This is a genomic window from Pseudomonas sp. DR208, from assembly GCF_019823005.1.
GTDB lineage: Bacteria > Pseudomonadota > Gammaproteobacteria > Pseudomonadales > Pseudomonadaceae > Aquipseudomonas > Aquipseudomonas extremorientalis.
The window spans coordinates 4,649,548-4,663,348 of sequence record NZ_CP081944.1 but is presented as its reverse complement, the minus strand read 5'-3'; the positions used below and the strand labels follow the sequence as shown (position 1 = coordinate 4,663,348).

The window sequence follows — 13,801 nt, the reverse complement described above, 5'->3', positions numbered from 1 at the left end:
CCCATGTCGAACAAAGATGAGGCGCCCAGCGATCTGATTCGCGCACGGGACGTCGGTGGGTTCGACATCTGGTCGTTGCCCAGCTTCGACCCGCATGTGCCCGAACCCGAGCCGGAACCGGTCGAAGAACCTCCGGTGGAAATGGAAGAAGTGCCGCTGGATGAAGTCCAGCCACTGACCCTGGAAGAACTGGAAGCCATCCGCCAGGAGGCCTACAACGAAGGCTTCGCGGCGGGTGAAAAAGACGGTTTTCGCAGCACCACCCTCAAGGTGCGCCAGGAGGCCGAAGAGGCCCTGAGCGTCAAGCTGGCCAGCCTGGAACGCTTGATGGGCACGCTGTTCGACCCCATCGCCGAGCAGGATTCGCAGATCGAAAAGGCCATGGTCGACCTGGTACAGCACATCGCCCGCCAGGTGATCCAGCGCGAATTGGCGCTGGATTCCAGTCATATCGAAAGCGTGATGCGCGAAGCCCTCAAGCTGCTGCCCCTGGGCGTCGGCAACGTGCGGCTGTACATCAACCCGCAGGATTTCGAACAGGTCAAGGCCCTGCGCGAGCGTCATGAAGAAACCTGGCGCATCGTCGAAGACGCGTCGTTGCAGCCCGGTGGTTGCCGCGTCGAAACCGAACACAGTCGCATCGATGCCACGGTGGAGACCCGCATCAGCCAGATCATGGCCAAGCTGTTTGATCAGCTGCACGAACAGGCCCTGCACCCGGCCGAGCCTGATCTGAGCGTGGACCTGGACGCCGTCGATGCGCCTTGACCGCACCAGCTTCGCCAAGCGCCTGGCCGGTTACGCCGAGGCCACGGAGTTGCCCGGCCAGCCGATCCTCGAAGGACGCCTGCTGCGCATGGTCGGCCTGACCCTTGAGGCCGAAGGCCTGCGCGCCGCCATGGGCAGCCGCTGCATGGTGATCAACGACGACAGCTACCACCCGGTGCAGGTCGAAGCCGAAGTGATGGGCTTTTCCGGCAGCAAGATTTTCCTGATGCCCGTGGGCAGCCTGGCGGGCATTGCCCCTGGTGCCCGCGTGGTGCCGTTGGCCGACACCGGCCGCCTGCCGATGGGCATGAGCATGCTCGGTCGCGTACTCGACGGCGCCGGTCGTGCGCTGGACGGCAAGGGCGGCATGAAGGCCGAGGACTGGGTGCCGATGGACGGTCCCACTATCAACCCGCTCAACCGCAACCCCATCAGTGTGCCGCTGGACGTTGGCATTCGCAGCATCAACGGATTATTGACGGTCGGCCGTGGCCAGCGTCTGGGCCTGTTCGCCGGTACCGGCGTGGGTAAATCGGTGTTGCTGGGCATGATGACGCGCTTTACCGAGGCCGACATCATCGTGGTCGGGCTGATCGGCGAACGGGGCCGCGAGGTGAAGGAATTCATCGAGCACAGTCTCGGCGAAGAAGGCCTCAAGCGCTCGGTGGTGGTTGCCTCCCCAGCCGACGATGCGCCGCTGATGCGGTTGCGCGCCGCCATGTACTGCACGCGCATCGCCGAATATTTCCGCGACAAGGGCAAGAACGTCCTGTTGCTGATGGATTCGCTCACGCGTTTCGCCCAGGCCCAGCGGGAAATCGCCCTGGCCATCGGCGAACCGCCGGCGACCAAGGGTTACCCGCCGTCGGTGTTCGCCAAACTGCCCAAGCTGGTGGAGCGCGCCGGTAACGCCGAGGCCGGTGGTGGCTCGATCACCGCGTTCTACACGGTATTGTCCGAAGGCGATGACCAGCAGGACCCGATTGCCGACTCGGCGCGGGGCGTGCTCGACGGCCACATCGTGCTGTCACGGCGCCTGGCGGAAGAAGGGCACTACCCGGCCATCGACATCGAAGCGTCCATCAGCCGGGTGATGCCAGCGGTGGTTACGCCGGAACACATGGCCCGGGCGCAACAGTTCAAGCAGCTGTGGTCGCGCTACCAGCAGAGCCGCGACTTGATCAGCGTCGGCGCCTACGTGGCGGGCGGTGATCGCGACACCGACCTGGCCATCGCCCTGCAACCGCAGTTGGTGACGTACCTGCGCCAGGGCCTCAACGACAAGATCAGCATGGGCGAAAGCGAAGCGCACCTGCAGTCGATCTTCGCCCCGGCGCCGGGCGGCTAAGCCATGGCCAACAGCCGCGCCGCGCGCCTGGCTCCGGTGGTGGACATGGCCGAAAAGGCCGAGAAAACCGCCGTGCAGCGCCTGGGTTACTTCCAGGGGCAAGTCCGCCTGGCGGAAAGCAAGCTGGGCGACCTGGAGCGTTTTCGCGGCGAGTACCAGCAGCAATGGATCGAGCGCGGCAGCAAGGGCGTGTCCGGCCAATGGCTGATGGGTTACCAGGGCTTTCTCAACCAGTTGGAAACCGCCGTCGGCCAGCAGCGCCAAAGCCTGGCGTGGCACCAGAACAACCTCGACAAGGCGCGTGAGAGCTGGCAGGCCGCGTTTGCCCGGGTCGAAGGTCTGCGCAAGCTGGTGCAGCGCTATATCGACGAAGCGCGGGCGCTTGAAGACAAGCGCGAGCAGAAGCTGCTCGACGAGCTGTCCCAGCGCTTGCCGCGCAAAGACGTCTATTGAAGGTTGCCCACATCCCCTGCACCTGCTAAACCTTGTGTCATTGCCAATGACAAGGAAGCAGTCACATGTCAGTCGAGTCAGAAGTATCCCTGGATGGGAATAAGTTGACGATCGCGGTCAAGGGCCGGTTTGATTTCGGCAGCCATCAAGCGTTTCGTGACGCCTACGAGCGTTTCTACAAGGTGCCCACTACCTACGTCGTGGACTTGAAAGAGACGACCTACCTCGACAGCTCCGCCCTCGGCATGCTGTTGCTGCTGCGCGATCATGCCGGCGATGACGCCGATATCCGGGTGATCAACAGCAATTCGGATGTGCGCAAGATCCTTGGTATCTCCAACTTCGACAAACTGTTCGACATCAGTTGAGCGTCCTGGCCCCGGTCCTTGAGCCGCTGACGATCCTGATCGCCGAAGACAGCACCGCCGACCTGCTGTTGCTGTCGACCATCATCCGACGCCAGGGCCACCAGGTGCTCACGGCCACCAACGGTGCTGAAGCGGTCGCGGTGTTTACCCGTGAGAGACCGCAGTTGGTGTTGATGGATGCGCTGATGCCGGTGATGGACGGTTTTGAGGCGGCGCGGCGGATCAAGCAATTGGCGGGTGAAGAGCTGGTGCCGCTGATTTTCCTCACCTCCCTGCGCGAGAGCGAAGCGCTGGCCCAGTGCCTGGATGCCGGTGGTGATGACTTCCTGCCCAAGCCCTACAACCAGCTGATTCTCGCGGCGAAGATCAATGCCATGGACCGCCTGCGTCGGTTGCAGGCAACGGTCTTGCAGCAACGCGACCTGATTGCCAAACACCACGATTACCTCCTGCATGAGCAGCGGGTGGCCAAGGCGGTGTTCGACAAGGTTGCCCATTCCGGTTGTATCAACGCCGCGCCGAATATTCGCTACCTGCAATCGCCCTACGCGTTGTTCAACGGCGATTTGCTGTTGGCTGCCTACACCCCGTCCGGCGACATGCACGTGCTGCTCGGTGACTTCACCGGGCATGGCCTGCCGGCGGCGGTGGGGGCCATGCCCCTGGCAGAAGTGTTCTACGGCATGACCGCCAAGGGCTACGGCCTGGCACAGACCCTGCGGGAGATGAACGCCAAGCTCAAGCGCATCCTGCCGGTGGACATGTTCTGCTGCGCCACCCTGTTGTGCCTGAGCACGCAGCGGCGGGTGGTGGAGGTGTGGAACGGCGGCATGCCCGAAGGCTATGTGCATGAAATCGCCACGGGTAAACGCACGCCACTGGAATCGCGGCATTTGCCGTTGGGTGTGCTGTCGGCGCAAGCCTTTGATGATCGCACCGAGGTCTGGCCCATGGCCCTGGGTGACCGGGTGTTCCTGTTGTCCGATGGCGTGCTGGATACCGCTGACGCCAATGAGCAGCTGTTTGGCGCTGAACGTTTGCAGCAGGTGTTCGCCGCCAACCGCGAGCCTGATCGGCTGTTTGAAGATATCGAACGGGCGCTGGCGGCGTTCCGAGGCAAGGCGCGGGATGACGTGAGCATGGTGGAGATCACCCTGCAAGTCGACCAGCAGCTGCGTGCGAGCGGGCCGTTGTATGCCGACAGTGGGCAGTCTTGTCCGCTGGATTGGTCGGTGAGTTTCGAATTCCGTGCAGAGACCTTGAAGCGTTACAACCCATTGCCGTACCTGCTGCAACTGCTGCTGGAGATCCACGGCCTGCGCGAGCAGAGCGGGGCGCTGTACAGCGTGATGGCGGAGCTGTATTCCAATGCGCTGGAGCATGGCGTGCTGGGCCTGGATTCACGGCTCAAGCGTGACGCCCAGGGGTTTGCCGAGTATTACCGTCTGCGTAATGACCGCCTGGCACAACTCAACAGCGGCTATATACGGGTGCATGTGCAGGTGGTACCGACGGAGGCGGGTGGCAGGATGACCCTGCGCGTCGAGGACAGCGGCCCCGGTTTCGATGTGGAACAGGTGCTGGCGCGGCCGTTGGATATCGACCGTCTGTCTGGCCGGGGCTTGAGCCTGGTGCGCCAATTGAGCAGCGATGTACGCTGGTCGGATGGCGGGCGCAGTGTCTGCGTGGAGTTTTCCTGGGAGGCTCTGGCATAATCCGCCGATTCTTGATCAAGGAGCGAGCAAGTGGTTGATCTACATCTGGACCCGGAGGTGCTGTCGGGTTTGCAGGAAGTCATGGAAGGCGAGTATCCCAAGTTGCTTGATACCTTTCTCGATGATTCCCAGAAGCGCGTCGAAGCACTGCGCAAGGCCAGGGATGATGCGAAGGCGTTGGGGCGGATTGCGCATAGTTTCAAGGGCAGCAGTGGGAACCTTGGGGCGGTGAGGTTGGCGCAGTTGTGTCAGCGGTTGGAGGTTGAGTCCGTTGGGCCTGTGGTTGGGGATCTGGGGGAGTTGGTGGATCAGATTGATCGGGAGTTTGCGTTGGTGAAGCCGTTGTATGAGTCGGAGCGGCAGCGGTTTCAGATGTGATTGAGTACATATCCGTTTTTTATGTAACGGCGGCTTAGGGTTCCGCCCTTACGGCGGGTCACTTTTGGAAAGGCCCAAAAGTAACCAAAAGGCCTTCGCCCCAACACTCGGCACCTCGCCTAGGCTCGGTGGTCCCTCAAGCCTGCGTTCGGCCAGCGTGTTTGACGGGGCGCCGAAGATCACAAGCAAGAGCGACTCGCTGCGCATCGTAGATACGTTTTTTGTTCTGTGTAACCCACTTACTGTGTTGCCGACTTACTGTGGCGAGCGGGCTTGCCCCGCGTTGGGCTGCGAAGCAGCCCTAGAACCAGTGAGCGCGCCGCGTTTATCCTGGTTTCCGCGTCATCGTTAATGACCTTCGCGGACAAGCCCGGCTCCTACAGGGGAGCGCGTACGCCTCAACTATTCGGTCGGCTACTAGGCCGCCGCGGTTGCTTTTGATGTTAGGCGGCCCCCCAAATCACTGTCGGATTACGGGCACACCGAGCCTAGGCGAGGTGCCGAGTGTTGGGGCAAGAGCGCTTTGGTTACTTTCGCGCTTTTCGAAAGTGACCCGCCGTAAGGGCGGAACCATAAGCCGCCGTTGCCCAAATAATGGATATACACACAAAACCTGGCCCAACTCTTGCTATACCTCTCAATACTGCATCCCCGACCCCCATGCAGTGGAGACCTTTACCTATGCCAGTCGCCCCGAATTCGCTCCTTCAGGCTGCCCCCGCGGCCAAGCCTCAAGCGCCCTCTGCCAACCCATCGGCAGTGGCTGCGGACCCACGGGACAAGGGCCCTGGCTTCGCTCAAGTGTTTGCCAGCCAGGCGTCCAAGCCCACGGTCAAGACCGACGACAGCTCGGCCAAACCCACCGCAACCAAGTCGTCCGATGCCAGCGCCAAGCCTGCAGCGGGCAATGACAAGCCTGCCGCCAGCACGCCAGCCGTTGCCGATAGCGGCAATACCTTGCCTGCCACGCCGCCGGCCAAAACCGACGACAGCGCGAGCAAGGATGACGACGCGCCAGCCGACCCTGCCTTGGTGCAGCAACCTCCGGCTGACCCGGTGGTCGACCCGGCACTGATTGCCACCGTCACCCCGGTAGCCGTGCCGGTGCCGGTTGAAACACCCGCGCCCGCCACCACGACCAAGGATGACAAGGCTCAGCCGGTGGTTGCTGCGCCGGTCGCAGCGACTGAGGAAGCCAAGCCGGCTTTCGATCCTGAAGCAGATCCCCTGGATGCCATGCCCGCCGTGCGCCTGGCGATGGAGCAGGGCGGTCACGTATCGGCCAGCAGCCAGGCCCAGGCAAAAACCGCTCCGGCACCGACTCAGGATCAACCCACCGCCGCACAGAATTTCGCCGCCGGCCTGGCCAATATGGTCGACCAGCAAGCCACCAAGGACAGCACCGACCAGGGCGGCGACAAGGCCTTCAGCGGGTTGATCGAAGACGGTCTCAAGGACCTGAAGAACGCCAGCAGCGACACCCGTGTCGATGACTTCGCCAACCGCCTCGCCGCGTTGACCCAGGCGGCCACGCCGAAAACCGCCAACGCCTTGCCACCGGTGACCAATGCGCCATTGGCCATGCACCAGAGCGGCTGGACCGATGAAATCGTCAACCGGGTGATGTACCTGTCCAGCGCCAACCTCAAGTCGGCGGAGATCCAGTTGCAACCCGCTGAGCTTGGCCGCCTGGATATCAAGGTCAACATGACCGCCGACCAACAGGCCCAGGTCAACTTCATGAGCGCCCACCCGGTGGTACGTGAAGCGTTGGAAAGCCAGTCCGGGCGCTTGCGGGAGATGTTTGCCCAGCAGGGCATGGGCCAGGTGGACGTGAACGTGTCGGACCAGTCCCGTGGGCAGGAGCAACAACAGCAGCAGGCCCAGACCCGTGGTGTGAGCGGTAGCGGCGGGCGCGGGGGTGACAATGGCGACAGCGGCAACCACCTTGATGTGGCTGAAGCCGTGACGCCGGTCACCTCAACCGTAATCGGCTCCAGTGCGGTCGACTACTACGCCTGATCCGGACGAAATGTGGGAGGGGGCTTGCCCCCGATGAGGGTGTGTCAGCTGAAACATGGGTGACTGATACACCGCTATCGGGGGCAAGCCCCCTCCCACAATTTGATTTGCTACGCCCGTACGTCCTCGACTTCCAGACAACTCTGGCATAACACTTGCTCTTGCCTCTCCGTAGATCTATGAATCCCCGAATAGTGACGGATTATTGGCATGGCGAAGAGCGACGACGCAGCAAAAGCACCCGCAGGCAAAGGCAAGCTCAAGCTTATCCTGTTGATAGTCCTGGGCCTGCTCCTGGCTATCGGCGCCTCGGTGGGTGGCACCTGGTACATCATGCACAGCAGTGCCAGCAAGCCGGCACCCGCCGCCGAAACCGCCACTAACGTCAAGCAACCGGCAATCTTCGAACCGATGCTTCCGGCCTTTGTCGCCAACTTCAATCAGAACGGTCGTCAACGCTACCTGCAGGTGAGCATCACCTTGCTGGCGCGTAACGCTTCGGACCTGGACGCCCTCAAGGTGCACATGCCCGTGATCCGCAACAACCTCGTCATGCTGTTCTCCAGCCAGAGCTTCGACACACTCGCCACCCCGGTGGGCCAGGAAATGCTGCGCCAGAAAGTCACGGCCAGCGTGCAGGAAGTGGCCCAGAAGGAGCTCGGCAAAGTCGTGGTCGAGCAGGCGCTCTTCACTAACTTCGTATTGCAGTAGGATCACGACATGGCCGTGCAAGACCTGCTGTCCCAGGATGAAATCGACGCGCTGCTGCATGGCGTCGACGATGGTCTGGTACAGACCGAAATGGCTGCCGAGCCCGGCAGCGTCAAAAGTTATGACCTCACCAGCCAGGATCGCATCGTCCGTGGACGCATGCCGACCCTGGAGATGATCAACGAACGTTTCGCCCGCTATACCCGCATCAGCATGTTCAACATGCTGCGTCGTTCGGCGGACGTGGCGGTGGGCGGCGTGCAGGTGATGAAGTTCGGCGAGTACGTGCACTCGCTGTACGTGCCCACCAGCCTCAACCTGGTCAAGATCAAGCCACTGCGCGGCACCGCGCTGTTCATCCTCGACGCCAAGCTGGTGTTCAAGCTGGTGGACAACTTCTTCGGCGGCGATGGCCGCCACGCCAAGATCGAAGGCCGTGAGTTCACCCCCACCGAGTTGCGGGTGGTGCGCATGGTGCTGGAGCAGGCCTTCATCGATTTGAAGGAAGCCTGGCAGGCGATCATGGAAGTCAACTTCGAGTACATCAACTCCGAAGTGAACCCGGCCATGGCCAACATCGTCGGCCCCAGCGAAGCCATTGTGGTGTCGACCTTCCACATCGAACTCGATGGTGGTGGCGGCGACCTGCACGTGACCATGCCGTACTCGATGATCGAACCGGTGCGCGAAATGCTCGACGCCGGTTTCCAGTCCGACCTGGACGACCAGGACGAACGTTGGGTCAAGGCCTTGCGCGAGGACCTGCTGGACGTCGACGTACCGTTGAGCGCCACCGTGGCCCGTCGGCAACTGCGCCTGCGCGATATTTTGCACATGCAGCCGGGGGATATCATCCCCGTCGAACTGCCGGAAGAAATGATCATGCGCGCCAACGGCGTGCCGTCATTCAAGGTCAAGCTCGGTTCCCACAAGGGCAACCTGGCGCTGCAGGTGGTCGAGCCGATCACCCGTCGTTGATGCACCCCTATTTATGAATGTTTGCTCCGCCGAGGACATGTAATGGCTACCGAACACGAAAACACTTCCGCCGAAGACCAGGCCCTGGCTGACGAATGGGCGGCTGCCCTGGAAGAAACCGGCGATGTTGGCCAGGACGATATCGACGCGCTGCTGGCCGCTGACGCCGCCACCGCTCCGGCCGGCAACCGCCTGCCCATGGAAGAATTCGGCAGCGTGCCGAAAAACAACGAGCCGGTGTCCCTCGATGGCCCGAACCTGGATGTGATCCTCGACATTCCGGTGTCGATTTCCATGGAAGTCGGCAGCACCGAAATCAACATCCGCAACTTGCTGCAACTCAACCAGGGTTCGGTGATCGAGCTTGACCGCCTGGCCGGCGAGCCGCTGGACGTGCTGGTCAACGGCACCCTGATCGCCCACGGCGAAGTGGTGGTGGTCAACGAAAAGTTCGGCATCCGCCTGACCGACGTGATCAGCCCGAGCGAACGCATCAAGAAGTTGCGCTGATATGAAGTATTCGATGGCGGGACTGTTTCTGGCGCTGCCATTGAGCGCCCTCGCGGCTGAGCCGGCCGCGCAAGCGACGGCGGCGGCCGCACCGGTGGTGAGCAGCGGTATCGGCGGACAATTGACCCAGCTGGTGCTGGGCCTGTTGCTGGTGGTCGGGCTGATTTTCGTGCTGGCCTGGCTGATGCGCCGCGTGCAGCGCGTAGGGCCGGGCAACGGCCAGGTGATCGAGATGATCGGTTCGCGCGCCCTCGGCCCGCGTGATCGGCTGGTGCTGGTGCAGGTGGGCGAGGAACAGATCCTGCTGGGTATCACCCCCGGCCGCATCACCCCGTTGCACGTGCTCAAGACCCCGGTGAGCGTGGATCAGGGCCAGTCCGCCACGCCAGAATTCGCCCAGCGCCTGATGGAGTTGCTGGGCAAGGATCAGAAGGATAAGAAGTAATGCGCGTTTTATTGACGCTCATGCTGTTGCTGGCCGCGCCATTGGCGTTCGGCGCCGATCCGTTGTCGATCCCGGCCATTACGCTGGGGACCAACGCGGCGGGCGCGCAGGAGTATTCGGTCAGCCTGCAGATCCTGCTGATCATGACCGCGCTGAGCTTTATCCCGGCGTTTGTCATGCTGATGACCAGCTTCACGCGGATCATCATCGTGTTCTCGATCCTGCGCCAGGCACTGGGCCTGCAGCAGACGCCGTCGAACCAGATCCTCACCGGCATGGCCCTGTTCCTGACGCTGTTCATCATGGCGCCGGTGTTCGACAAGGTAAACCAGCAAGCCTTGCAACCCTACCTGGCGGAGAAAATGACCGCCCAGGATGCGATCGACAAGGCCCAGGGGCCGATCAAGGATTTCATGCTGTCGCAGACCCGCTCCAGCGACCTTGAGTTGTTCATGCGCCTGTCCAAGCGCACCGACATCGCCACCCCGGACCAGGCGCCGCTGACCATCCTGGTGCCGGCGTTCGTCACGTCGGAGTTGAAGACCGCGTTCCAGATCGGCTTCATGATCTTTATCCCGTTCCTGATCATCGACCTGGTGGTGGCGAGCGTACTGATGGCCATGGGTATGATGATGCTGTCCCCACTGATCATCTCGCTGCCGTTCAAGATCATGCTGTTTGTGCTGGTGGACGGCTGGGCGCTGATTATCGGCACCCTGGCCGGCAGTTTCGGCGGGGTATAGCGCAATGACGCCAGAAGTCGCCGTCGACCTGTTCCGTGAAGCATTGTGGCTGACCACCGTGATGGTCGCCGTGCTGGTGGTGCCGAGCCTGTTGGTCGGCCTGCTGGTGGCGATGTTCCAGGCGGCGACCCAGATCAACGAACAGACCTTGAGCTTCCTGCCGCGCCTGCTGGTGATGCTGGTCACCCTGATCGTGGCCGGCCCGTGGCTGGTGCAGACCTTCATGGAATATATCCTGCAGTTGTACGGCAGTATTCCGCAGTTGATCGGCTGACCCGATGCAGTCCTTGCTGGCGTTGACCGACACCCAGATCAGCACCTGGGTGGCGTCTTTCATCCTGCCGCTGTTCCGGGTCACGGCCATGCTCATGGCCATGCCGGTGTTCGGCACCACACTCGTCCCACGGCGCGTGCGCCTGTACTTTGCGGTGGCGATTACCGTGGTGATCGTGCCCGGGCTGCCGCCGATGCCGCCGGTCAATGCCATCGACCTCAGTGCGTTGCTGCTGATTGCCGAGCAGATCCTGATCGGCGCGCTGATGGGCTTTTCCCTGACGCTGTTCTTCCAGGCCTTTGTGATCGCCGGGCAAATCATCTCGATCCAGATGGGCATGGGCTTCGCCTCTATGGTCGACCCTACCAACGGTGTGTCGGCGGCGGTGATCGGGCAATTCCTGACCATGCTGGTGACCTTGCTGTTCCTGGCCATGAACGGCCATCTGGTGGCCTTTGAGGTGATGACCGAAAGCTTTATCACCTTGCCGGTGGGGTCTGGGCTGGTGGTCAATCACTTCTGGGAGGTGGTCGGGCGGCTCGGCTGGGTATTGGGGGCTTCGCTGTTGCTGGTGTTGCCGGCAATCACCGCGTTGCTGGTGGTCAACATCGCCTTTGGGGTGATGACCCGTGCGGCGCCGCAATTGAACATCTTCTCGATTGGTTTCCCGTTGACCCTGGTGTTGGGCATGGGGATTTTCTGGATCGGCCTGGCCGACATTCTCAATCAGTATCAACCACTGGCGACCGACGCCTTGCAGTTCTTACGTGATCTGGCACGGGCGCGCTGAGCCATGGCTGAGAGCGAGAGTGGTCAGGACAAAACAGAAGACCCCACGGAGAAACGTAAAAAGGACTCCCGGGAAAAGGGTGAGATTGCCCGCTCAAAAGAGCTCAATACCGTCGCCACCATGATGGCCGGTGCCGGCGCGTTGCTCATCTACGGCGGCGGCCTGGCGCTGGACCTGATGGAGTTGATGAAACACAACTTCGCCTTGCCTCGCGAGGTGCTGCTCAACCCCGACGCCATGGGCCGGTACCTGTTGCATTCGGGCAAGATCGCGATCCTGGCGGTGCAGCCGATTCTGATCACCTTGCTGCTCGCCGCACTGATCGGCCCGGTCGCCTTGGGCGGCTGGCTGTTCGCTGCCGGCAGCATGGCGCCCAAGTTCAGCCGCATGAACCCTGGCGCCGGGCTCAAGCGCATGTTCTCCACCAAGGCCCTGGTGGAGCTACTCAAGGCGCTGGCCAAGTTCATTCTGATCCTGTTCGTGGCGCTGATGGTGCTGTCGTCCGACATTGATGATCTGCTGCTCATTGCCCATGAACCGCTGGAGTCGGCGATCATCCACAGCGTGCAGGTGGTGGGCTGGAGTGCGCTGTGGATGGCGGCCGGGCTGATCATCATCGCGGCGGTGGATGCGCCGATCCAGTTGTGGGAAAGCCACAAGAAACTGTTGATGACCAAACAGGAAGTGCGCGACGAGCACAAGGACCAAGAAGGGCGCCCCGAGGTCAAGCAACGCATCCGCCAACTGCAGCGCGAGATGTCCCAGCGCAAGATGATGGCCTCGGTGCCCGACGCCGATGTGGTCATCACCAACCCGACCCACTATGCCGTCGCCCTCAAATACGACCCGGAGAAGGGCGGCGCGCCGATGCTGCTGGCCAAGGGCAGTGACTTTACCGCCTTGAAGATCCGCGAGATCGCGGTGGCCAACGACATCCTGTTGCTGGAGTCGCCGGAGCTGGCGCGGTCGATTTTCTACTCCACCGACCTCGACCAGGAGATTCCCGCCGGGTTGTACCTGGCGGTGGCTCAGGTGCTGGCGTATGTCTATCAGATTCGCCAATACCGCGCCGGCAAAGGCAAGCGCCCGGATCCGCTCAAGGATTTGCCGATTCCGCCGGATTTGCGCCGCGATTCCTGACGTACTCCCGCTCTGCCTACCACTCATCGATAACTGTCGTCTACCTGTCAGACTTCACAGTAGCCAAAGCGCGCTGCTCGCGGTTCTATTGCCCTATGCACTGCGCGCAGGCTGTAAACGAGATGCAGGGAGAGTGGTTTTGAATCGGGTTATCAGAGGCATCGTCAAATCCTATGACCGGAAAACTGGAAAGGGTTTGATTGTCGTGGATGGCGAGGCCGTTCCGGTGGATCTCATTGGTTCGCGGGACGTCCGGCTTGCGGTGGGGGTGCAGGTGGTCTTTCAGAAGATCCATCGACCTGACGGCGTTTTTGCGTCCGATGTCAGGGTCATCCAGCAAGTCCTTGAGTGAGATATCAGGAGAACGGCAATGGCAACAGGTACGGTGAAGTGGTTTAACGCGGAGAAGGGTTTTGGGTTTATTGCCCAAAAAGATGGCGTTGATGTTTTTGTCCATTATTCAGCCATCACGTGCGAAGGTTTCAAGACGCTTGAAGAGAACCAAAAAGTGGAGTTCGACGTTACGCAAGGGCCCAAAGGCGCTCAGGCCGAGAACGTCCGCGTCCTATGAGCTTGATGATCGTTCCTGCAGGGTGATACAGGAACGATCAGCCATCAGGCCATCAAGTGCTCGCTGTCCTCCAGCACTCTGTCAGCCAGCAGCTTCGCCAGCCCGATCAACTGCGCAACACCCAGCGCACCTTCACGTTTTGTCCGGTCCAACTCGAAGGCAAAGTCACTCATGTAAGTGGAGCCGCCACTGATCGCCGCGACGCGATGGAGGGTGGCAGCTGTGCGCAGGTTCGCGGACCGGTTACCAATGGACCCGGCATACCCGAGGGTATCCCGCGCACAGCCACCATAAGGCCGCACAGTAGACGATAAAAAGGCGTCAACTGAAAGCGGACAATGGCGCTTCTGCGCATTGGTAAGCCGGGCCGCGACGCCCGCCCACTGCGTTTGCAGCGGTGTACGGAGACTAGAGAGCGAGTTTCCTAGGGGCAACCGCAAAACCTTATCGGAAATTTCCCCAGTAGTACTGTCTGCGCGCACATCCAAGTGTGGGAGGGGGCTTGCCCCCGATGGCGTTGTGTCGGTCACCAACTCTTAGTCTGGCAAGCTGCGATCGGGGGCAAGCCCCCTCCCACATTTAAAATG

Annotated in this window: 18 protein-coding genes; 17 read left to right on the top strand and 1 reads right to left on the bottom strand. The window is 61.6% G+C overall.

All coding sequences use genetic code 11. The annotated features are described in order from the left end of the window. Window positions 1–3: 3 nt before the first annotated feature. From fliH to K5K89_RS20820, 17 genes are all read left to right on the top strand, one after another. Entirely contained in the window at window positions 4–768 is a 765-nt protein-coding gene (gene fliH, locus K5K89_RS20900; RefSeq protein WP_071491282.1) for a flagellar assembly protein FliH, read from the top strand. After that, window positions 758–2,116, top strand: a complete 1,359-nt coding sequence (gene fliI, locus K5K89_RS20895; protein ID WP_071491281.1) for a flagellar protein export ATPase FliI — start codon at window positions 758–760, stop codon at window positions 2,114–2,116. Before fliH ends, fliI begins: the two co-directional genes overlap by 11 nt. A gap of 3 nt (window positions 2,117–2,119) precedes the next feature. Continuing rightward, window positions 2,120–2,569 (top strand): flagellar export protein FliJ, encoded by a 450-nt coding sequence (gene fliJ / locus K5K89_RS20890; RefSeq protein ID WP_071491280.1) that lies wholly within the window; start codon window positions 2,120–2,122, stop codon window positions 2,567–2,569. A 65-nt stretch (window positions 2,570–2,634) separates the two neighbouring features. Continuing rightward, on the top strand, window positions 2,635–2,937 hold the full coding sequence (locus K5K89_RS20885; RefSeq protein WP_058424909.1) for an STAS domain-containing protein: 303 nt from the start codon (window positions 2,635–2,637) through the stop codon (window positions 2,935–2,937). Continuing rightward, window positions 2,934–4,652, top strand: coding sequence for a fused response regulator/phosphatase (locus tag K5K89_RS20880; RefSeq protein WP_222540181.1), 1,719 nt, complete (start codon window positions 2,934–2,936; stop codon window positions 4,650–4,652). Before K5K89_RS20885 ends, K5K89_RS20880 begins: the two co-directional genes overlap by 4 nt. Window positions 4,653–4,682: 30 nt before the next feature. Further along, window positions 4,683–5,030, top strand: a complete 348-nt coding sequence (locus tag K5K89_RS20875; RefSeq protein ID WP_071491278.1) for an Hpt domain-containing protein — start codon at window positions 4,683–4,685, stop codon at window positions 5,028–5,030. Window positions 5,031–5,711: 681 nt separating this feature from the next. Continuing rightward, window positions 5,712–7,052, top strand: a complete 1,341-nt coding sequence (locus K5K89_RS20870; RefSeq protein WP_222540180.1) for a flagellar hook-length control protein FliK — start codon at window positions 5,712–5,714, stop codon at window positions 7,050–7,052. Window positions 7,053–7,262: 210 nt separating this feature from the next. Then, window positions 7,263–7,763, top strand: a complete 501-nt coding sequence (gene fliL, locus K5K89_RS20865) for a flagellar basal body-associated protein FliL (protein WP_071489823.1) — start codon at window positions 7,263–7,265, stop codon at window positions 7,761–7,763. 9 nt (window positions 7,764–7,772) lie between these two features. Beyond that, window positions 7,773–8,741, top strand: coding sequence for a flagellar motor switch protein FliM (fliM, locus tag K5K89_RS20860; RefSeq protein WP_071489822.1), 969 nt, complete (start codon window positions 7,773–7,775; stop codon window positions 8,739–8,741). A gap of 42 nt (window positions 8,742–8,783) precedes the next feature. Next, window positions 8,784–9,251: a flagellar motor switch protein FliN gene (fliN, locus tag K5K89_RS20855; RefSeq protein WP_058427232.1), complete on the top strand. Its 468-nt coding sequence runs from the start codon at window positions 8,784–8,786 to the stop codon at window positions 9,249–9,251. A 1-nt stretch (window position 9,252) separates the two neighbouring features. Beyond that, the gene (fliO, locus tag K5K89_RS20850) at window positions 9,253–9,696 is read left to right on the top strand and encodes a flagellar biosynthetic protein FliO (RefSeq protein ID WP_071489821.1); all 444 of its coding nucleotides are present in this window, start codon (window positions 9,253–9,255) and stop codon (window positions 9,694–9,696) included. Continuing rightward, a complete protein-coding gene (gene fliP / locus K5K89_RS20845) occupies window positions 9,696–10,439 on the top strand; it encodes a flagellar type III secretion system pore protein FliP (RefSeq protein ID WP_016976565.1) in 744 nt (247 codons plus the stop codon). The genes fliO and fliP overlap by 1 nt, the downstream gene beginning before the upstream one ends. Before the next feature lie 4 nt (window positions 10,440–10,443). Beyond that, complete coding sequence (gene fliQ / locus K5K89_RS20840; RefSeq protein ID WP_010208761.1) at window positions 10,444–10,713, top strand: flagellar biosynthesis protein FliQ; 270 nt, start codon at window positions 10,444–10,446, stop codon at window positions 10,711–10,713. Between the two features lie 4 nt (window positions 10,714–10,717). Then, window positions 10,718–11,503, top strand: coding sequence for a flagellar biosynthetic protein FliR (fliR, locus tag K5K89_RS20835; RefSeq protein WP_071489820.1), 786 nt, complete (start codon window positions 10,718–10,720; stop codon window positions 11,501–11,503). Between the two features lie 3 nt (window positions 11,504–11,506). Further along, window positions 11,507–12,643, top strand: a complete 1,137-nt coding sequence (gene flhB, locus K5K89_RS20830) for a flagellar biosynthesis protein FlhB (RefSeq protein WP_071489819.1) — start codon at window positions 11,507–11,509, stop codon at window positions 12,641–12,643. A gap of 133 nt (window positions 12,644–12,776) precedes the next feature. Continuing rightward, window positions 12,777–12,995, top strand: a complete 219-nt coding sequence (locus K5K89_RS20825) for a cold-shock protein (RefSeq protein ID WP_261400738.1) — start codon at window positions 12,777–12,779, stop codon at window positions 12,993–12,995. An 18-nt stretch (window positions 12,996–13,013) separates the two neighbouring features. Beyond that, window positions 13,014–13,214 (top strand): cold-shock protein, encoded by a 201-nt coding sequence (locus K5K89_RS20820; RefSeq protein WP_222540178.1) that lies wholly within the window; start codon window positions 13,014–13,016, stop codon window positions 13,212–13,214. Between the two features lie 44 nt (window positions 13,215–13,258). Here the strand turns inward: K5K89_RS20820 and K5K89_RS28730 are convergent, their stop codons facing one another. Then, window positions 13,259–13,444 carry a DUF6124 family protein gene (locus tag K5K89_RS28730; RefSeq protein WP_371914797.1) on the bottom strand — a complete coding sequence of 62 codons (186 nt, stop codon included), beginning with the start codon at window positions 13,442–13,444 and terminating at the stop codon, window positions 13,259–13,261. Window positions 13,445–13,801 lie beyond the last annotated feature (357 nt).

Excerpts from the sequence above, each read along its gene's own strand:
- fliH (WP_071491282.1), top strand. The coding sequence starts at position 4 with ATGTCGAACAAAGATGAGGCGCCCAGCGATCTGATTCGCGCACGGGAC.
- fliI (WP_071491281.1), top strand. The coding sequence starts at position 758 with ATGCGCCTTGACCGCACCAGCTTCGCCAAGCGCCTGGCCGGTTACGCC.
- fliJ (WP_071491280.1), top strand. The coding sequence starts at position 2,120 with ATGGCCAACAGCCGCGCCGCGCGCCTGGCTCCGGTGGTGGACATGGCC.
- K5K89_RS20885 (WP_058424909.1), top strand. The coding sequence starts at position 2,635 with ATGTCAGTCGAGTCAGAAGTATCCCTGGATGGGAATAAGTTGACGATC.
- K5K89_RS20870 (WP_222540180.1), top strand. The coding sequence starts at position 5,712 with ATGCCAGTCGCCCCGAATTCGCTCCTTCAGGCTGCCCCCGCGGCCAAG.
- fliL (WP_071489823.1), top strand. The coding sequence starts at position 7,263 with ATGGCGAAGAGCGACGACGCAGCAAAAGCACCCGCAGGCAAAGGCAAG.
- fliM (WP_071489822.1), top strand. The coding sequence starts at position 7,773 with ATGGCCGTGCAAGACCTGCTGTCCCAGGATGAAATCGACGCGCTGCTG.
- fliN (WP_058427232.1), top strand. The coding sequence starts at position 8,784 with ATGGCTACCGAACACGAAAACACTTCCGCCGAAGACCAGGCCCTGGCT.
- fliO (WP_071489821.1), top strand. The coding sequence starts at position 9,253 with ATGAAGTATTCGATGGCGGGACTGTTTCTGGCGCTGCCATTGAGCGCC.
- fliP (WP_016976565.1), top strand. The coding sequence starts at position 9,696 with ATGCGCGTTTTATTGACGCTCATGCTGTTGCTGGCCGCGCCATTGGCG.
- fliQ (WP_010208761.1), top strand. The coding sequence starts at position 10,444 with ATGACGCCAGAAGTCGCCGTCGACCTGTTCCGTGAAGCATTGTGGCTG.
- fliR (WP_071489820.1), top strand. The coding sequence starts at position 10,718 with ATGCAGTCCTTGCTGGCGTTGACCGACACCCAGATCAGCACCTGGGTG.
- flhB (WP_071489819.1), top strand. The coding sequence starts at position 11,507 with ATGGCTGAGAGCGAGAGTGGTCAGGACAAAACAGAAGACCCCACGGAG.
- K5K89_RS20820 (WP_222540178.1), top strand. The coding sequence starts at position 13,014 with ATGGCAACAGGTACGGTGAAGTGGTTTAACGCGGAGAAGGGTTTTGGG.